The following is a 17,997-nucleotide window of genomic DNA, read 5'->3' on the forward strand; positions in this document are numbered from 1 at the left end:
CGGGCGCTCGGTGAGGGTCTGCGTTTGAGCATGTTTGGTTGCTCGTTGCTGATCGCGCCCTGTATGCACGATCAAATCCGCATCGAGTTACCAGACATGCTCAAGGTCGGGCCCACACGGAGCTCACCCCGGCTCGCAGTAGGGTCGGGGACGGCGCGGGTTCAGCCTCCGGCGCGCTCCGAGTGGTGGAACGCGGTCACGGGCGGGAGGTCGAGCAGGGCGGACGCGAGTTCGACGTCGACGACCAGGTCCGTCAGGATCCCGGAGCGGCACACCGACCGCACGGCCTGCGCCTTCAACGGGTCGGCAGCGGCCGCGATCACCCGTCCGATCCGCGCCAACTGGCGAGGGGTGATGTTGACGGTGTGCCGCCACAGGTTCGTGTCGACGGTGTGGCCGTCTGCGGCGAACAGCGAGCCCTGCACCTCGCCGACGGCGCCCGATTGGACGACGCGCTCGATGACTCTTTCGGGGACGGCGGAGTAGGCGATCGAGATGGGGGTCGGCACGACGGCGCCGATGCCGACGACGGCGGTGGTGAGGCGGTCGAAGTCGGCCACCACCGAGGCGACGTTCGGGTGCCTGCGCACCGCGACGGCCTGGCGCGCGTCGTCGATGAAGAAGGGCGCCCGGATCACGCGTGCGGCGCCCCCCGTCAGCGCCATGGTGCGGCGGGTCAGGGTCGCCGCGGAGTTGTTGACGTCGCCGCCGAACTTGCCCGAGAGCTGGACGATCTCGACGAGCGGCAGGTGCTCGAGGTCGTCGAACATGGTGTTGAGCGTGCGGCCCCAGCCGATGCCGAGGACCTCACCGTCGTCGAGTTGCTCCTGCAGGACGATGCCGGTGGCGCGCCCGACGGCGGCCCGCACGTTCTCGATCTCGCCGTAGACCTCGACGACCGATGCGCTACGCAGGCCGAGGTGTTCGGCGAGTCGCTCGGACAGTTCGGGCAGCGGCAGGCCGCTGTTGACCGTGATGGAGACGATCCCGAGTTCGCGGGCCTCGTCGAGGTACCGGGCGACCTTGAACCGGGAAATGCCGAGTTCGTCTGCGACCTGGATCTTGGCCTTGCCCTCGATGTGGAAGGCCTTGGCGACCTGCATCAGGAGCCGCCGGTGCCCTGCCGCGTTGACGTCGCGGGAGCGGGGCCGGCCGATCGGAGCGAGCCGCTCATCCTCCGGGCTGGGACGGGTCGTCACGGATCACGCCTTTCTGGCCTTTTCACCTGACGTCGATGATTCTGTGCACACTACCCCCTCCCCGCGGATGGCCGCCCACCCCTCCCCGCCACGCTCGGGGTACGACGTCAGAGCCAACACTCTTTCTGCCGTGTTCCGCGTCGTGATCGCGTCAGGTGAGCCGTGCGAACACCGCCGTGGCCCGAGCGCGGTCGCCGCCGATCCCTGTGCCGACGGATGCACGCCTCGTCGCCTACCGTTGCGGTGTGACCGACTTCACCCGTCTCGACGATGCCATCCTCACCACCCTTCGCGCGGGAGTGACAGAACTGCGCTCGGCCGAACCCACGCTGGCGCTCGTCGCGTGCGGGCTCGTCGAGGACCTCACGGGTTTCTTCATCGCGGGCGCCGACACCGAGTGGCTCGCCGAACTCGACGATTCTGGGGAACTCGCCTGGCTGCCCTCGGAGTGGCCGCTGAGCGCCGAAGACCCGACGGACACGCCGCCCGGTCGTGTGACGAGTGCGATCTGGGAGCTCGTCGAGGACCTCCCCGACGACGATGGCGATGACTACTCGCCCACGTACGACGCGCTGCGCGTCGACTATGTCGACCGCATCGTGCGCGCGTTGCAGATCATGCGCGAGGCCGGCGAACTGAGGCGCGTCGATGGTGGCGAGCTGTGGGTCTGGCTGCACGCCGCCGACGCCTACGACGAAGACCTCGACGATGTGACGTTCGCGCGCCTGCACGACGCCGAGACGGCCGCCGCCTTCGCGACCAGATTCGACGGCGGCCACGATGCACTCGTCGGGCGGCTCATCAACCGGCCCTCCTCACCCGAGCATCCGATCGGCTGACCTCACGTTCGGTTTCGGCGGATCGCCGAGACGCGGTTAGGGTGCTGAGGCATGAGCACACCTGGGTTTTCGGCCGTCCTGTTCGACTGCGACGGGATCCTGGTGAACTCGGAACCCATCACCAACTCGGTGCTGCGCGAGATGCTGCACGAACTCGGTTGGGAGATCTCCGAGGAGGACTGCATCCGCCACTTCGTGGGCACGTCGTTCATCGACGAGTGGGAGATCATCCACGAACACACCGGCTACCGCATCGACCACGACTGGATCCTTGGCTTCCGGGAGCGACGCAACGCCGCCCTGGTCGCCCGGCTGGAGCCCGTTGCGGGCGCCGTCGACGCCGTCAGGAGCATCGCGGAGCGCTTCCCCGTGGCGTGCGTCTCGGGGGCGGACCGCGGCAAGATCGACATGCAGCTGGCGATGGCGGGGCTGACCGAAGTCTTCGGCGACCGCGTCTTCAGCGGCATGGAACTGCCGCGCTCGAAGCCGGCACCCGACGTGTACCTGGCCGCGGCCTCGGCGATGGGGATCGACCCGACGACGGCGGCGGTCGTCGAGGACTCGTCGTCCGGCGTCCGTGCTGGTGTGGCGGCGGGTGCGACCGTGTTCGGTTACGCCCCCGGGGAGCCGACCTACCTCTCCCCCGACGAGCTGACGGCGCTCGGCGCGGCGGCCGTCTTCGACTCGATGGACGCGCTCCCAGGCCTGGTCTCCGTTGGTCGCCCGGCCGCGTAGCTCGCCCGCAGCCACGACGCCTGCCCCAAGGGGTAGGTGCCTTGCTAGGTGTACTGACCGGTCACGTTGATCAGTCTGGATTCTCAAGGCGTCGCACGGTTTCGATGTGGTCCGCCAGTTCGCCGTCACTGAGGGGCGGCAGTCGGAGGAACCATCGGAAGAGGAGAGGAGCTAGCAGAAGCTCTGTGGCTTGTTCTGGATTGGCGAAGCCGTCTGCAGCGACCAGGCGGGCGAACTGCTGTTGCTGGGGCTGGAACAGCGCGGTGTGGAACTGATGGGCGATCGCCTCGTCGCTCTGGATCGCAGCGGTCAACATCCGCAGCAGTGAGGCTCGCGGTTCTGACACGAGCTCGGTGCTGGTTGCCTTCATGGCCCCAAACAGGTCCGGGTGGCTGACGAGGGGTTCAGCCGCGGCCGATTCCGCCGCCAGGGCGTCGAACAGGAGTGCATGGATCGAGGGCCATGTGCGGTAGAGCGTCTGTTTGCCGACACCAGCTTCGGTAGCGATGCCTTCCATGGTCAGGGCGTTCGGGCCGCCACGCTCGGCGAGGTGCAGGACGGCCGCGAACACACGCGCGGCGGTAGTGGGGCGGGCCATGCCCTCAGTATAGAAACGAGACGAAGCGTCTCGTTTGGTGGTTGACTGGGCCCATGACGACAGCGAACACTTGGTTCATCACCGGCGCGAGCAGTGGTCTCGGCCTTTCCTTGACTCAGCGGGTGCTGGCCGCAGGCCATCGTGTCGTGGCCACGAGCCGCCGAGGTGCGCTGCCTGTGCAGCACCCGTCTCTGACCGTGTTGCGCCTGCACCCGGCCGATCGGGGTGAGTGCCGGCGAGCCGTCGAGGAAGTTTACGAGGTCGCAGGCCGTCTCGACGTCCTGGTGAACAACGCGGGCTACGGCCTCGTTGGCGCCGTCGAGGAGGTCAGCGAGGAGCAAGCGAGGGCGATCCTTGACGTCGATCTCCTGGGGCCCTTGTGGCTCACGCAGGCGGTGCTCCCGCTGATGCGCGCTCAGGGCAGGGGCCACATCGTGCAGATCTCCTCGACCGGCGGGGTAGGCGCCATGCCGATGCTCGGTCTCTACAACGCCGCAAAGTGGGGTCTTGAGGCCTTCACCGAGTCCTTGGCAGGCGAGGTCAGGTCCATGGGCGTGCGAGCCACCCTCGTCGAGATCGGCGCCATGGATACCCAGTGGGCGACCTCGGGGATGCAGTTCAGTGCTCCGCTTCCTGGCTACGACGAGTTGCGCCAGCGGCTCTTCGGAACCTCCGTCGTGCCGTGGCCGAGCGAGCCCGGGGCCACAGGAGGCGGCTCGACTCCGGAGGCCATAGCCGAGGCGATCCTTGCCCACGTGAACGCGGAAGAAGGGCCACTGCGACTGGTCCTCGGCGAAGGCGCCGCCGACCAGATCCGAATGGTCCTCGATCAACGCCAGCGCGACTATGCGCTTCAGCCGGGATTTCAGGCCGAGAGTTGACCGGCGCTCTACGGCCGACTCCGCCCATCAGCCGCCGTTCTCACGGTTGACCAACGTCTCAGTACAGCTAGAGGCGGACGCCGATCTTCTCGAACGCCGTGCGGAAGATGGTGATGCCCTCGAGACCAGGGAACTTCTGAACCCGCTGATCGAGCTTGTCCAATTCCTCGCCGTGGTCCTCGAACAGGTGGCGCATCACATGCTTGATCTCGCCGTCGTCCATGATTCCCGAGCCGACCGGGTTCCACACCTTCGTCATCACGAATCGCACGATCTTCTGGGCGCGGGTCGACTCCTCAAGCTTCGCCCTCGCCTGCGTCGTGTAGAACGCGACGTGCCTGGTCTCCTGCTTCGCGATCCGCTCCAGAAGCGGAGAAAGGACCGGGTGATGCTGCATGTCGGCCATCCGCCGGTAGGCCGCGACGGCCGACAGTTCGTTGGCCGCACCCCACGTCATGTGGACGGCGATGAAGTCGTCGCCGACCAGGTTCGACCCGGTCGCCTGCTTCACCGGGCCCATCGCCAACTGCCAGCCCAGCTTGATCCGCTTTGCCTTCAACTCGTCGTAGTCGACGTGAATGCCGTGCTTCTTCAGCACCGCGGACAGCGCCTCGCCGTGCCAGAACTCCTCGCGGTTCCACGTCGTCATGAAGCCGCGCGCCTCGTCCTCGCGGTGCGACCTGGTGACGAGCAGGTCCCGCAGGTAGCAGGACGTGTGGTATTCGACGTCGCACATGTACCTCAGCGACCGCAGCGTCTCGGCATCAAGCGGCTGCTCGTCGAAGATGTCGAGGTCGAGGTCTTCCCACCGGACCCGGTCAGAGGTCTCGGCGTACTTTTCAAGGTCGAACGCCACGGCGTTCCTTTCTCGACAGGAATCCCGGGGTCGGGGCGATCGCGCCCCAGAAGGGCGTGGGACGCTCCATCAGCAAGCGCCGTAGGTCGGCGTCGGCACTCTCGAATGCTGCCTGATCTTCGGGGGTGCGGAAGATCGACGCGAGCGCCCTCTCCTCGTCGGGATCGGCGACGCCGACGACCCGGAAGGGGCGCCATCCCGATTGCAGGTGCCAGCGCGCCATCCGCGCCTCCTGTGGGGAGCGCGTGATGCGGGCGGAGGCCTCCAGCCGGAAGAAGCGCACGATCTCATCCCGACGATCGACGACCTCCTGCACGACCCGGGCGGCCTCGCCTTCCAGCCGAGGTATGAGCGATCGATATGCGGCCTGCATCGTGGCCTCCTGGACGGCGATCCTGGCCATCTGGCCTGCGGCGACCGACTCTCCGACGAGGGAGGTCCACACCGGGACGACGATCGGCAGGACCCGCTCGTCGTACCAGGAACGTAGCCTCGCGCCGAGCCGGGCGCGTTCAAACGGCTCGGGCAGCGGCTCACCGTTCGCCGTCAACAGATCACGAACCGCGTGGGCCAGCCACAACCGCTCGTACGCCCATGTCGCGACGAAGGCCGTGATCCTCCCCTCGTTGCCCGTCCAACTGGCGAGCAGGGCGCGCGTCTCCGACAGCGCGGCGCTCTCGATCCGCCAGAGGAACGCGAGGTCGTCTCGCACGTCACCGGTGATGCCGGTGAGCTTCGCCTTGGCGATCCCGAGCCTGCCCCGCGCGTCACGCGTGTACGCAGCAACATCGAAGTCGGTGAAGAGTGTCAGGGGCCGGCCCGCGATGGAATGGAGTCTTCCGTCGCGGTAGCCGGGCAGGCTGGACGCGTCGCGTCCCGAAACCTTCGTCGTCACGGCTTCTTGATTCCTCCGACCGGTCGTGGTGGTACCAGGGTAGCCATTTGCGACCGACGCGCGACCCCCTGATCCGGGGAAGAGACACCGCCCAGATCCTTGATCAACGACTCGGACCGTTCGCTGGCTCGCCGCTCGACGCCATGGTCGTCGAGATAGCTGTAGGCGCACTCGTCAAAGACGCCTGTCGGACGGTAACCGAGCCGCAGATACAGCCCACGGGCGGCCTGGTTGTCGTCCTCGACGGCAAGCACCGTCCGGGCGACGCCCCGCGCCGACGCCAAGCGCTCGGCGTGATCGATCAGCCCTGTTCCGATGCGCGCCCCGCGGTGCCCGTCGCGGACGTGCAGGTGGTTGATCTCGACGGCGTCGGGATGCGCGGTGCGCGCGGCGGCTCCGACGCAGCCCTCCCACTGGACCAGTGCCACGCCGACAGGGTCGTCGTCGAGCCAGGCTGCGAGGAAGGTCGCCTCCCCGGCGGCCGCCCTGGCCGCGTGCCCATCCCAGACGTCGTGGGCAGGCCAGCGGGAGCCAAGCGCCGCGAGGTCCTCGGCCGACACGGGCCTCACGTCGGCGGTCACACGACCCCGACCGGTAGGCGATCACCACGAGTTGGGCGCGGTCGCGGGCGCCCAGTTTGGTCAGGATGTTGCCGACGTGGGTTCGCGCGGTGGCCTTGCTGATCACCAGTCGCTGCGCCAGTTCGTCGTTGTTGAGGCCCTCCGCGACGAGCGTCAGTACCTCGCGTTCGCGTTCGGTCAGCTCGTCGAGTCGCGGGTGGCGGGCACCGACCCGCGGCGCCTGGCCGGGGCGGGCGAAGGTCCCGATCACGCGGGTGGTGACGCGCGGGGACAGCAGCGAGTCACCCGCCGCGGCCGCACGGACGGCGCGCAGGATCTCGTCGGGGTCGGCGTCCTTGATCAGGAACCCCGCGGCGCCCGCCTCGAGAGCGGCGAAGACGTACTCGTCCAACTCGAAGGTGGTCAGCATCACGACCCGGACCCCCTCGCAGGCAGCGTCGGCGACGATCAGGCGCAGGGCGGCCAGCCCATCCAGCACCGGCATCCTGATGTCCATCAGGACGACGTCGGGGCGAAGGGTCGAGGCAAGGTCGACGGCCTGTCGACCGTCCTCGGCCTCCGCGACGACCTCACAGTCGGGCTCTGACGAGATGAGGGCCCTCAGGCCCATCCTGACGAGGGGCTGGTCGTCGGCGATCACGACGCGGATACTCACGCCGCCTCCCCGGCCGGGAGCAGCGCGTCGACGGTGAACCCGTCGGCACCCGCGTCGAGCAGCAGCGTGCCGCCGAGCGCGTCGACCCGCTCGCGCATGCCGGTCAAGCCGCCGCCGAGCACGATCGGTCCGGTCACCGCACGATCGCTGTGCACCCGGACGGCGAGGGACTCCTCGCGTTGGGCGACGGTGACGGCGATCCTGGCCCCAGGCGCGTGCCGGAGGGCGTTGGTCAGGGACTCCTGCACGATGCGGTGCGCGACGGCCTGGACGCTCGGCGCCACCGGGTCCCGCCCCTCGTCGAGGCGCAGTTCGACCGGTACCCCGGTCGCGCGGACCTGGTCGACGAGGGCGGCAATGGCACCAAGGTCGGGCGTGGGTGCGAGGGGCGCGTCGTCCTCACGGAACACGCCGAGCGTTCGCCGCACCTCCGCGAGGGCGTCCTTTGAGGTGGCACGGATCGCCTCAAGACTCTCGCGGGCCTGCGCGGGGTCGTCGTCGAGCACCTTGAGCGCGACGCCAGATTGCAGCGTGATCAGCGACAGGGAGTGGCCGACGACGTCGTGGATGTCGCGGGCCAGGCGCAACCGCTCCGCGTGCGCGACGCGTTCGAGTTCATCGCGGCGCCGCTGTGCCCGCTCGGCGTGGCGGTTGTGGACGGCGAGAGCCACGCCCACCGGCAAGAGGGTCCAGGCGAGCATCGTCACGACCGTGAACCAGTGCCGCAGGTCGAACGGCGCGCCGGCCGCGAACGCCGGAATGAGCAGGAGTGCCCACGGCCACCTGGATCGCAGTTCATGGACCCTGAAGAACCCGATCGACGCGATCACTGCGACGAACACCGCCCCAACCGGCGCGCCTCCGGAGACGAGGTAGATCGCGAGTCCGGCCACCGCCACGAGGTAGCCGACGAGCGTGCGGCGGGCCGCGACCCCTCCCGCGCTGAGCGCGACGCCGACCCAAGCGAGCCCGCTGAGCGGGACCATCCGGGGTCGACCCTCACCGAACGGCTTGTGGCCGGGTTCGAAGCCCTCAAGGCGGAATGTCTGGGTGATGCTCCACGCCATCACGAGGACGGCGACGACGGCGAGCGTGAGCAGCGCGTCAACCGCCCATTGTCGGCGGGTCTCGGATCGGGGATGCACCCCCTCAGCCTACGCAGCCGCACCTGCTGACGGCTCGTCTCGGGGGATGACCTTCTCCCTACGTCACCTGACGTAGGGGCGGCCCGTCAAGATCGTCGCGCAGGCCGATGAACGCGAGGACGCGAAGGCGAAGACTTGTGGTCATGCAACTTCTACTGGAACTGCCCCAGCACGGGGCTCACGCAATGGGTCCGATGCTCTTCGGTCTCATGATGTTCAAGGCGCTGCTGTTCGGCCTCCTGATCTTCGCCGTCATCAAGTTGGTGAAGCATCGTCGCCTCGGCCCGGTCGGCTTCGCCCCACGCGGCGCAGGACCCGCTGGCGGTCACCCGCACGGCTGGGCCGCGCACCGTCCCGCGGAGGACGCCGCCTTCGACACCCTGCGGATGAGGCTCGCCAACGGCGACATCACGCCGGAGGAGTACCTGGAACGCTCGTCGGTGCTGCGGACACCGCAGGAACCGCGCGAGTAAGGGTCAGCCATGTTCTTCGTGATCGCGATCGCCGTGTTCCTCATCGCGCTGCAGCACCGAGGAAGCATCGGCCCCTTCCGCTGGCTGGGCACCCCGGTCGCGGCAGCGCCCCAGCCCACCGCCATCGACTCGGCCGAGGGCGTGCTCGCCCGACGCCTGGCCGACGGCGACCTCAGCCCCGACGAGTACCTGGAAAGGGCGGCCCTGCTGAAGGACCGCTGACCACCCATCCAATCAACGGCCCGGAGAACACCTCCGGGGCCGTGCTCTGCGTTCGGCGCAGCACTTCCCAACCCGAGCCGATCCCGGATCTGTCGGCGGCGGTCGGTACGGTGGTCCCCACAGGTCGTCGAGGCAGGGAGGGTCATGGCCGAGCAGCGTGACACCGTAGGACTGGTGGCCGGGACGAGCGACTCGACGCCGCTGAAGTTCAGCGTCGCCGTCGGCCCGGATGCCTACCTTCAACTCGACGACGTCGTCACCACCGAGCGCGTCGTCCCCGGCGTCGGCCCCGTCCGTACTTCCGGCGTCGTCACCCAGGTCGTCGCGCGCCACGAGGGCGCCAGCTTCGGCTCAGACGCGTTCCTGATCGCCGACGGAGTGCTTCCCGCCATCACGCAGGAAATCGCAGAGGTCACCACCACGCGGGTCGACCCAGAGGTCTACGTCCCGCCGCTGCCGGGCGTCGCGGCGACCCGCGCGACGGGCGCCCAACGCGACCGCGCGCTCTACTTCGACTCGATGGACAAGAAGGTCGTCGTTGGCCTCGGCAGGGACGGCGCCCCCGTCTACGTCAACCTCGACTTCCTCGACGGCACCCGCGGCGCGCACGTGTCCATCTCCGGCATCTCCGGGGTCGCGACCAAGACCAGCTTCGCGCTGTTCCTGCTCCACTCGCTGTTCGCCTCCAAGGTGCTCCGCGAGCGAGCGCTTTCGGCGAAGGCGCTGATCTTCGCCGTCAAGGGCGAAGACCTGATGTTCCTCGACAAGCCCAACGCAAAGCTCGACGACTCCATGCGCGCGCAGTACGCGCGGCTCGGGCTGCCCGCCACGCCCTTCGACTCGGTGCAGTTCTTCGCTCCCCCGACCCCCGGCGACACCACCGGACGCCCGCACGTGGCGGGCCGCACCAGCGGCGTCGATGCGTTCTGGTGGACGCTCGCCGAGTTCTGCCAGAAGGAACTGCTCCCCTACGTCTTCGCCGACGCCGAGGACGACCGCAACCAGTACACGCTTGTCATCCACCAGGTCGCGGCCCAACTGCGCCGCGAGGCCAAGGCAGCGGGGGTCGACGGCGCCGTCTCGATTGGCGGCACCCAGCTTCGCACCTACGCCGAGTTGGTCGAGTTCATCGCCGACCGCCTGCAGGACGATACCACCAAGGCCGACTGGGCTGGCGCGGCCACGACGGCGGGCTCGGTCAACGCGTTCATCCGACGACTGCGCTCCTCACTGAAGGCTCTCGGCCCCATCATCCGCGGCGACCTCGCGTCGCGCCCCGGCCAGCGCCAGGTCTCCACCGCGAACAGCCGGGTCACGGTCGTCGACCTGCACAACCTGCCCGACCGGGCCCAACGCTTCGTGGTCGGCGTCGTGCTGCGCGCCGAGACGGAGGCGAAGGAGCGCGCCGGCGCAGGCGGGCTGCTCTTCACGATGCTCGACGAGTTGAACAAGCACGCGCCCCGCGAGGGCAACTCCCCCATCAAGGAGGTGCTGCTCGACATCGCCGAGCGAGGCCGCTCGCTCGGCATCATCCTGATCGGCGCGCAGCAGACCGCCTCCGAGGTCGAGCGCCGGATCGTCTCGAACTCGTCGATCCGCATCGTCGGCCGCCTCGACCCTGCCGAGGCGGGCCGCCCCGAGTACGGCTTCCTTCCCACCTCGCAGCGGCAGCGCGCCACCCTCGCCAAGCCGGGAGCGATGTTCGTGGCGCAGCCCGAACTGCCGGTTCCGCTCGCGGTCGAGTTCCCGTTCCCCGCCTGGGCGACGCGCCAGTCGGAGATGGCGCCCGAGTCGAGCGGGCCGATCAACATCATGTCCCGGATGGCGCGCGACGCCGACCCCGCGCCCTTCTAGGAGACCGGTGAAGTTCCTCCACACCGCCGACTGGCACGTCGGCAAGACCCTCAAGGGCCGCAGCCGACTGGAAGAGCAGCAGGCGGTCCTCGCCGAGATCATCGACATCGCCGTCCGGGAACAGGTCGACGCGGTGCTGATCGCGGGCGACCTCTACGACAGCGCCGCCCCCAACGCAGAGGCGCAGCGACTCGTCAACGGCGCCCTCCTCAAGCTGGTCGGCGAGGGCATCGAGGTCGTCGTGATCGCGGGCAACCACGACCACGCGCGCACCTTCGAGGCGCTGCGCCAACTGATGGCGGCGGCTGGCATCGAGTACACCGGTCGGGTCCGCGCGGCTGACGATGGCGGCGTGCACCGCTTCACGGCCAGGTCGACCGGGGAGGAGGCGGTCGTCGCACTCGTCCCCTTCATCACCCGGCGCCACATCATCGGCACCGAGGAGATCGTCACCGGCACGCCCTCGGAGAACGCGGGCCAGTACGACCAGTCGGTCCGCGACATCATCGCAGCCCTTGCGACATCGTTCGGGCCTGACACCGTCAACATCGTGATGGCGCACCTGACGTGCACCGGCGGGGTGATGGGCGGCGGCGAGCGCGAGGCCCAGTCGATCTTCGAGTATCACGTGTCCGCCTCCGCGTTTCCGATCACCGCGCACTACGTCGCTCTTGGCCACCTGCACCGCCGCCAGCAGATCCCGGCCCCCGCACCCGTGCACTACTCAGGCGCGCCGCTGGCGGTCGACTTCGGCGAGCAGGAGAACACGCCAGTGGTGTGTCTCGTCGAGGCCACCCCGTCGACGCCCGCCCGCGTGACCGACATCCCCATCACCGCGGGCAAGCGGCTGCGGACGGTCTCCGGCACGGTCGAGCAACTGCTCGCCTCCGTCGAGGACTACGGCCAGGACTACCTGCGCGTCGTCGTCGAGGAACGCACCAGGGCGGGCCTGCGCGACGAGGTCCTCGACGCGCTGCCCAACGCGCTGGAGGTGCGCATCCACCCCGACTTCGCCCAGACCCAGCCGCAGCACACGGCGCAGAACACCAGCCGCTCCCCGCGCGACCTGTTCGCCGCCTACTGCGAGGAGACGGGCATCGATGATCCTCGCCTGCTGGCGCTGTTCTCCGACCTGCTCGACGAGACGACGGCGGCCTCCTGATGCGCCCCGTCCGCCTGGAGATGAACGGTTTCGCGTCGTTCCGCACCGAGACCACCGTCGACTTCGACGGCGCAGACTACTTCGCGCTCGTCGGCCCGACCGGTGCTGGCAAGTCGACCGTGATCGACGCCATGGTGTTCGCCCTCTACGGCTCCGCGCCGCGCTGGGGTCGCGCCACCGCCATCCAGTACGCGCTGGCCCCCACGGCCACCTCCGCCACAGTCCGGCTCGTCTTCGACGTCGGCGCCGAGCGCTACCAGGTGGCGCGCGAGGTGCGCCGTGTCGGCCAGTCCATCCAGCAGCGCAGCGCCGTCCTGGAACGCTTCGACGACCCGGCCAAGACCGCCGCCACCAGCGACGAGGTCGACGTGGTCGCCTCCGAGGTGCGCGACGTGACGCCCGCCGTCGAGGAACTCCTCGGGCTGTCCTTCGACGACTTCACCAAGGCCGTCGTGCTCCCGCAGGGCCGGTTCGCCGAGTTCCTCAACGCGACGGTCGGCGAGCGTCAGGACATCCTCCTCAAACTGCTCGGTGCCCACCAGTACGACATCGTGATGCGCGCCGCAGGCTCGCGCCGAGCCGCCGCGAACTCCGACGTCCTCACAGCGGAAGCGCGGATCGGCGACCTCGGGGGCGCGACCCAGGAGGCGATCGACGAGGCACGCGCCCGCGTCGAAGACTTCCGACTCCTCGACGACCGGATCACCGCGCTGCAGGCCTCGCTCGACGGCGCCAGGAGCACGGCGCACAAGGCGTCCGACGCGCTCACCTCTGCCGCTGCCGACGTGACGCGACTCTCCGCCGTCCGGATCCCAGACGGCCTGACGGGCCTTGCGGCCCGGTCGACCCAGGTGCGCGCCGAGGCCGAACGGCTGACCTCCGAGGCCACCGCGGCCGAGGCCACCTATGGCGAGGCCCGCGCGGCGCTCGAGGCTGGCGGGAACCGCTCACAGTTGGAGCGCCTGCGCGACCAGTGGGTCGAACTGGCGACCCTCACAGCGACACTGCCCGACCTGCAGACCCAGTCCGCCGAGGCACAGTCCCGCGCCACCGAGGCAGCCGTCGCACGGTCGGCGGCAGAGGCGGCGTGGTCCGAGGCGTTCGCCGCCGAAGCGGAGGCCGGTCAGGCGCTCGCCGCGGCCGGCTCCGCCGTCCAGGCGGCGGAGGATCGGCGGGCGCGGATCGCCGCCGTCGAGGCCCCTGACGGGCTCGACGACCTGGCCCAGCGACTCGACGCCGCCTCCGACGCGGTGCGCGCCGCGGGCGACGCGTTCGACGCCGCCGAGTCTGCCGAGGACGACGCCCGCGAGGCGCTGCGCACGGCAGGTGAACCCGTCGACCTGTCCCAGACGATCGCCCGGTGCGACGCGGCCATCGCGGCGTCGGCAAGGGTCGACGACCTGACCGCCCGAGCCGGCGCCGCGGGGATCGCTCTGGGCGACACCCACGTGATGGCGCAGGCCGCCGAGGCCGACCTGACGGCGGCGCGCGCCCGCAACGACGAGGCACGCGTCCTCGTCACGGCCGCCGGGCTGAGGGCAGGGCTCAAGGTCGGCCACGACTGCCCGGTCTGCACGGTGCCCGTCGCGACCCTCCCCGACCCGATCGACGCGGGCGAGGCCGACGCAGCCGCGGGGCTGCTCCGCCAGGCCGACCTCGCGGCGCGCACCGCCCGCGAGGCGGTGACCCGCGCCGAATCCGAGGTCGCGGCCCTCTCCCGGACGCTCGCCGAGGCCCGCGCCCAACTCGCCAACCTCACACCGTCGGGGACAGACCCCGCCGAGGCACGAGCCGACGCCGTGGCCGGGCTGGCCAAGGTCGACGCCGCGCGCGCACGACTCGAGGCGGCCCAGGCCGATCGATCGACCGCCCGCGCGTCCCTCGAGGACACCAAGCGCCGCGCCGCGACCCTCGACGAGGAGCGCAAGGCGGCGCTCACGGCGCTCCGCGAGGCGCGATCCGCCCTCCTGCCGCTCGGGTCACCGGTCGCCGAGTCCGACTCGGTGCAGGACTCCTGGCGCGAACTGACCTCTTGGGCGAGCGGCGCCCTAACCGACCTCGACGCCACCTCGCTTCCCCGCGTCCGCGCGGACCACGAGGAGGCCGGGCGAGCGCACTCCGAGGCGACCATGGCGCTCGCCGCGGCCAAGGACGCGCGTGAGAGCGCCTCCGCCGCTGCCGACGGCGCCCGGTCGGCCGTGCTGCGCGCCGAGTCCACGCTGACCAGAGTCACGGAACGCGGCGAGGACCTCCGTCGCACCCTCGACGGAGCGCCGCCTGCCGCGCAGGTCTCGGGAGACCTCGACGCGCTGGCCGCCCTCGAACGACAGGAGCGGTCGGCGCTGGCCGCCTTCCAGGCGGCGGGCCAGTCACGCAACGCCGCCGCGCAGGCCGAGCGCGACCTGCGCGCCGAACTGTCGGCCGCCGACCGATTGCTCCGCGAGACGCGCGACCCATTGGTCCCGCTCGGCGCCCCCTCCGTCGACACGTCCGACCTGCCCGCGGCGTGGTCTGCCTTGGCCGACTGGGCCAAGACGGCCACGACGGCGGCCGAGGAGAGGCTGCTGGCCGCCCACACGGCCTCCGAGGAGGCGACCAAGGGCGTCACCGAGGCCGAGGCCGCCATTGTCGCCGCGGCCACGGACTGGGGGCTAGAGGTAGCCACCGCCGCGGGCGTCGCGTCGGCCCTCGCGGCGGAGTCGGCCCGTGCCGCCGACCGTGTCACCAATCTGGAACGCGACCTTGCCCGGTTGGCGACCCTGCACGAGACGCGCGCAGAGGCCGAGGAACGCAGACAGGTCGCGGGCATGCTCGCCGAGCACCTGAGCGCCAAGAAGTTCCAACGCTGGCTGGCAGGCGCGGCCCTCGACGTGCTGGTCGAGGCAGCATCGTCCTCGCTGCTCGAACTCTCGGGTGGGCAGTTCACCCTCGCGCACGAGAAGGGCGAGTTCTTCGTCATCGACCACGCCGACGCCGAGGCAAAGCGCTCCGTCCGCACGCTTTCCGGCGGCGAGACCTTCCAGGCGAGCCTCGCTCTGGCGCTGGCGCTGTCCGCCGAACTGTCGTCGATGTCGTCCAACGCGGCCAAGCTCGACTCGATCTTCCTCGACGAGGGCTTCGGCTCGCTCGACCCCGACAGCCTCGAGGTGGTCGCCGTCACGCTCGAACGCCTGGCCGCAGGCGACCGGATGGTGGGCGTCGTGACCCACGTGCAGGGCCTCGCCGAACGGATCCCGACCCGATTCGTCGTCACGCGCACCTCGCGCTCGTCGACCGTGGTGCGGGAGGGCTGATGCAGTACTCGGTGGACGGATGGGCACCTGACTACGGCTCAAGCTTGCAGGAGGTCGAGGAACTGGCGGAGTCGGTCGCCCAACTCGACGCCAGCGTCGAGGTCGCCCTCGAGCGCTGGGCCGCGGTCCCTGCGCAGCCCGTGGCGGTGCCCGAGACGATCCTGTTCGTCGACGGCGTTCGTCGCGTCGAGGCCCGGCTGTGGATCTCGGAGGACGACGGCGACGCCGCGCCCGGGCTGTGCGCCTCCTACGCCGCGGGAGTGGTTCGCTCCACCAGGAAGGCGGCCACCGTCGAGGTCGCCGAGGTGCGCCGCGCGCTGCTCAGCACCTCCGAGGACGCCGCCGACATCGTCACCCGCCTCGGCACCTGGACGGCGGTGCACGCCAAGCCCGACCCCTCCAAGCAGGTCTTCGACGTGCTCTCGCTCGCGCTGCAACAGAAACTGGCCGAGTTGGAGATCATCTGCGCGGCGAACGCCCGCGCCGCGACCGGTTCCGTCGACGATGACCTGCTCGTGATCGACGGCCCCCTGCACGGTCGCACCAAGGTGCCCCGGGCGATCGGGGCGATCAAGTCGCACCAATCCGCCTACCTGCCCGCCGACCTGAATCGGGTGGTCGGCACGCTCGAAGCCGGCGAGCGGACGCCGATCTTCCTGCTGGGCACCACCTGGGAGCGCTACTCCTGGTACCTGCGACTGCCCGGCGGAGGCGGCTCGCCGTGGGCGGGCATCGTCCGCGTCGAGTGCTCCCCCGAACTGCCGGTCGAGGACGCGGTCGCGCTCGCCTCACTGTCCCAGGCCGTGTTGCCTCGCTACGCGTCGGAAGCCTTCAAGGACCCGCGGGCCCCGCAGAACCTGTACCCGATCAGCGGCTTGGAGAAGACGCTGCGCCACCGCCTCGGCGACCCGGCCCTGCTCCGACGCGCGCTGATCTCCGCTCCCCGATAGCGGCTAGGGCGCGACTCGGTCCTCGGCTTCGGCAAACCGGCCCGCGAGAAGCGCTCGCCATCGCGGGCCAGTCCCGGATGTGCAGCAACTCCTTCGCGACTAGTTCCACTAGAACTCCACCGCGTCCCGCAGGATGTCTGCGTCAATCCCTTGCCTCAAACCTCCGTATGTCACGAGGTCCACCGGGCGGCCAAGAGTCGAGGAGAGTCGGTCCTGAAGGCCGACGATGTCGCCGATGGTCGCCCCGGTCGGCGGTTGCACGAGGAGGTCGATGTCCGACTCGGTCGTGGCCTCGCCTCGTGCCACCGATCCGAAGACCGCCAGCCTTCCGAACCCGTAGGCAGCAGCGAGATCGACCAGTACGGGGCCTGCCGCCTCGACCGCGTCGCGAGGGTGTGCGTCGGAGACGGATTCTGCGACCTTGAGTTGTTGGCTCACCGCGGGTTGGCTGATTCCCAACTCGTCGGCGACCTCCCGCTGAGAGCGCCCCTCAGCCACCATGGCGCGGAGGCTGTAGGCGCGCCTGAGCCGCGCGATCTCCTCAAGGTGACGCGCGGCCCGATACTCCCCCAGAAGAGCCATAAGGCAACCTTATCACGATCTCGACGGCTAGCTGACGAGGACGGGAGAGGGGTCGAGCGAGACTCGCACCGGGGCGCCGTGGCTGAGGCGGTCGGCGTCGCGGGTGTGGACCAAGGCCTGCACGGTCGTCCCGTCAGTCAACTCGGCGACAACGCTCGCGCGGTCGCCCAGGAAGGCGACCTGGCGCACCGTCGCCTCGTGGCCGTCCTCACCGATGCCGAGCAGTACGCGCTCCGGGCGGACCAGGGCTGTGCCCTGCCCCTCACCGATCGAGCCGGGCAGGGTCGGCAGCCATTGGCCGAGCACCTGCACGGACCCCGCCGCCACCCTGCCGGGAAGCGGGTTGGTCGACCCGATGAACCGCGCCACGAAATCGGAGACAGGTCGCTCGTACAGGTCCTGCGGTGCACTGAGTTGCTCGATCCGCCCGCTCTGCATGACGCCGACCCGGTCGGCCATGGCGAGCGCCTCCGCCTGGTCATGGGTGACGAAGAGGGCCGTGGTGCCCAGTTCGAGCTGAATCCGGCGGATCTGGTCGCGCAGTTGCACTCGGACCTTCGCGTCGAGTGCCGACAGCGGCTCATCGAGGAGCAGCACGTCTGGGCGCGACGCCAACGCGCGGGCGAGCGCCACCCGCTGCTGCTGTCCTCCGGACAACTCGTGCGGGAACCGCTTGGCCATCGCCCCCAACTCGACCAACTCCAGGTGGTCGCGGATGATCGCGCCCCGCTCGGGGCGGGGCACCTTTCGCATCGAGAGCGCGAAGTCGAGGTTTCCCTCCACTGTGAGATGGGGGAAGAGCGAGTAGCTCTGGAAGACCATCGACATGTGCCGCCTGTTGGCGGGCAGCGCGGTGATGTCGCGGTCCGCGACGAGCACGGTCCCCGAGTCGGCTTCCTCCAAGCCTGCGAGGACGCGCAGGGCCGTGGTCTTCCCGCACCCGGAGGGGCCGAGCAGCGCGACCAGTTCGCCTGGGTGGATCTCGAGCGAGAAGTCACGCAGCGCGCGGACGGTGCCGAAGCTGCGGTTGAGGTCACGCATCGAGACGGATGCGGCGGTGGGATGGGACACGGGTGG

At 70.0% G+C, this 17,997-nt stretch carries 17 protein-coding genes and 1 pseudogene; 9 read left to right on the forward strand and 9 right to left on the reverse strand.

All coding sequences use genetic code 11. The annotated features are described in order from the left end of the window. Positions 1-161: 161 nt before the first annotated feature. Entirely contained in the window at positions 162-1,199 is a 1,038-nt protein-coding gene (locus BW730_RS13390; protein ID WP_077686689.1) for a sugar-binding transcriptional regulator, read from the reverse strand. Positions 1,200-1,444: 245 nt separating this feature from the next. Here BW730_RS13390 and BW730_RS13395 point away from each other — a divergent pair, with 245 nt between their 5' ends. Both BW730_RS13395 and BW730_RS13400 read left to right on the forward strand, forming a co-directional pair. After that, a complete protein-coding gene (locus BW730_RS13395) occupies positions 1,445-2,038 on the forward strand; it encodes a hypothetical protein (RefSeq protein ID WP_077686690.1) in 594 nt (197 codons plus the stop codon). Between the two features lie 51 nt (positions 2,039-2,089). Continuing rightward, positions 2,090-2,773, forward strand: coding sequence for an HAD family hydrolase (locus BW730_RS13400; protein WP_077686691.1), 684 nt, complete (start codon positions 2,090-2,092; stop codon positions 2,771-2,773). Between the two features lie 70 nt (positions 2,774-2,843). Here BW730_RS13400 and BW730_RS13405 read toward each other — a convergent pair whose 3' ends face one another. Beyond that, a complete protein-coding gene (locus BW730_RS13405) occupies positions 2,844-3,371 on the reverse strand; it encodes a TetR/AcrR family transcriptional regulator (RefSeq protein ID WP_077686692.1) in 528 nt (175 codons plus the stop codon). 53 nt (positions 3,372-3,424) lie between these two features. Here BW730_RS13405 and BW730_RS13410 point away from each other — a divergent pair, with 53 nt between their 5' ends. Next, positions 3,425-4,252 (forward strand): SDR family NAD(P)-dependent oxidoreductase, encoded by an 828-nt coding sequence (locus tag BW730_RS13410; RefSeq protein WP_077686693.1) that lies wholly within the window; start codon positions 3,425-3,427, stop codon positions 4,250-4,252. Positions 4,253-4,319: 67 nt separating this feature from the next. On the opposite strand, the gene BW730_RS13415 is transcribed toward BW730_RS13410, so the two are convergent. The 5 genes and pseudogenes from BW730_RS13415 to BW730_RS13435 form a co-directional block, all read right to left on the reverse strand. After that, positions 4,320-5,108, reverse strand: a complete 789-nt coding sequence (locus BW730_RS13415; RefSeq protein ID WP_077686694.1) for a ferritin-like domain-containing protein — start codon at positions 5,106-5,108, stop codon at positions 4,320-4,322. Beyond that, the gene (locus BW730_RS13420; RefSeq protein ID WP_077686695.1) at positions 5,092-6,003 is read right to left on the reverse strand and encodes a hypothetical protein; all 912 of its coding nucleotides are present in this window, start codon (positions 6,001-6,003) and stop codon (positions 5,092-5,094) included. Before BW730_RS13420 ends, BW730_RS13415 begins: the two co-directional genes overlap by 17 nt. Next, entirely contained in the window at positions 6,000-6,563 is a 564-nt protein-coding gene (locus BW730_RS13425; protein WP_158522666.1) for a GNAT family N-acetyltransferase, read from the reverse strand. Before BW730_RS13425 ends, BW730_RS13420 begins: the two co-directional genes overlap by 4 nt. Before the next feature lie 97 nt (positions 6,564-6,660). Further along, a pseudogene (locus BW730_RS13430) lies at positions 6,661-7,194 on the reverse strand (response regulator); the annotation flags it as partial. A 41-nt stretch (positions 7,195-7,235) separates the two neighbouring features. Next, positions 7,236-8,384: a sensor histidine kinase gene (locus BW730_RS13435; protein ID WP_077686697.1), complete on the reverse strand. Its 1,149-nt coding sequence runs from the start codon at positions 8,382-8,384 to the stop codon at positions 7,236-7,238. A 143-nt stretch (positions 8,385-8,527) separates the two neighbouring features. Here BW730_RS13435 and BW730_RS13440 point away from each other — a divergent pair, with 143 nt between their 5' ends. The 6 genes from BW730_RS13440 (at position 8,528) to BW730_RS13465 (ending at position 16,338) form a co-directional block, all read left to right on the forward strand. Beyond that, positions 8,528-8,857 (forward strand): SHOCT domain-containing protein, encoded by a 330-nt coding sequence (locus BW730_RS13440; protein ID WP_145952869.1) that lies wholly within the window; start codon positions 8,528-8,530, stop codon positions 8,855-8,857. Between the two features lie 9 nt (positions 8,858-8,866). After that, positions 8,867-9,079, forward strand: a complete 213-nt coding sequence (locus tag BW730_RS13445) for a hypothetical protein (RefSeq protein WP_077686699.1) — start codon at positions 8,867-8,869, stop codon at positions 9,077-9,079. A 144-nt stretch (positions 9,080-9,223) separates the two neighbouring features. After that, positions 9,224-10,933: an ATP-binding protein gene (locus BW730_RS13450; protein WP_077686700.1), complete on the forward strand. Its 1,710-nt coding sequence runs from the start codon at positions 9,224-9,226 to the stop codon at positions 10,931-10,933. 7 nt (positions 10,934-10,940) lie between these two features. Then, positions 10,941-12,095, forward strand: coding sequence for an exonuclease SbcCD subunit D (locus BW730_RS13455; RefSeq protein WP_077686701.1), 1,155 nt, complete (start codon positions 10,941-10,943; stop codon positions 12,093-12,095). Continuing rightward, positions 12,095-15,388, forward strand: coding sequence for an AAA family ATPase (locus BW730_RS13460; RefSeq protein ID WP_077686702.1), 3,294 nt, complete (start codon positions 12,095-12,097; stop codon positions 15,386-15,388). The genes BW730_RS13455 and BW730_RS13460 overlap by 1 nt, the downstream gene beginning before the upstream one ends. Next, positions 15,388-16,338 (forward strand): hypothetical protein, encoded by a 951-nt coding sequence (locus BW730_RS13465; protein ID WP_077686703.1) that lies wholly within the window; start codon positions 15,388-15,390, stop codon positions 16,336-16,338. Before BW730_RS13460 ends, BW730_RS13465 begins: the two co-directional genes overlap by 1 nt. Positions 16,339-16,446: 108 nt before the next feature. Here the strand turns inward: BW730_RS13465 and BW730_RS13470 are convergent, their stop codons facing one another. After that, a complete protein-coding gene (locus tag BW730_RS13470; RefSeq protein ID WP_077686704.1) occupies positions 16,447-16,920 on the reverse strand; it encodes a nucleotidyltransferase domain-containing protein in 474 nt (157 codons plus the stop codon). A gap of 27 nt (positions 16,921-16,947) precedes the next feature. Further along, positions 16,948-17,991 (reverse strand): ABC transporter ATP-binding protein, encoded by a 1,044-nt coding sequence (locus BW730_RS13475; protein WP_226996816.1) that lies wholly within the window; start codon positions 17,989-17,991, stop codon positions 16,948-16,950. Positions 17,992-17,997: the final 6 nt, after the last annotated feature.

The sequence above is a fragment of the Tessaracoccus aquimaris genome (genome assembly GCF_001997345.1).
Taxonomy (GTDB): domain Bacteria; phylum Actinomycetota; class Actinomycetes; order Propionibacteriales; family Propionibacteriaceae; genus Arachnia; species Arachnia aquimaris.

Bases quoted from the DNA above. Each gene is read 5' to 3' on its own strand.
- BW730_RS13440 (WP_145952869.1), top strand. From the start codon at position 8,528: ATGCAACTTCTACTGGAACTGCCCCAGCACGGGGCTCACGCAATGGGT.
- BW730_RS13445 (WP_077686699.1), top strand. From the start codon at position 8,867: ATGTTCTTCGTGATCGCGATCGCCGTGTTCCTCATCGCGCTGCAGCAC.
- BW730_RS13405 (WP_077686692.1), bottom strand. From the start codon at position 3,371: ATGGCCCGCCCCACTACCGCCGCGCGTGTGTTCGCGGCCGTCCTGCAC.
- BW730_RS13450 (WP_077686700.1), top strand. From the start codon at position 9,224: ATGGCCGAGCAGCGTGACACCGTAGGACTGGTGGCCGGGACGAGCGAC.
- BW730_RS13465 (WP_077686703.1), top strand. From the start codon at position 15,388: ATGCAGTACTCGGTGGACGGATGGGCACCTGACTACGGCTCAAGCTTG.
- BW730_RS13410 (WP_077686693.1), top strand. From the start codon at position 3,425: ATGACGACAGCGAACACTTGGTTCATCACCGGCGCGAGCAGTGGTCTC.
- BW730_RS13400 (WP_077686691.1), top strand. From the start codon at position 2,090: ATGAGCACACCTGGGTTTTCGGCCGTCCTGTTCGACTGCGACGGGATC.
- BW730_RS13470 (WP_077686704.1), bottom strand. From the start codon at position 16,920: ATGGCTCTTCTGGGGGAGTATCGGGCCGCGCGTCACCTTGAGGAGATC.
- BW730_RS13460 (WP_077686702.1), top strand. From the start codon at position 12,095: ATGCGCCCCGTCCGCCTGGAGATGAACGGTTTCGCGTCGTTCCGCACC.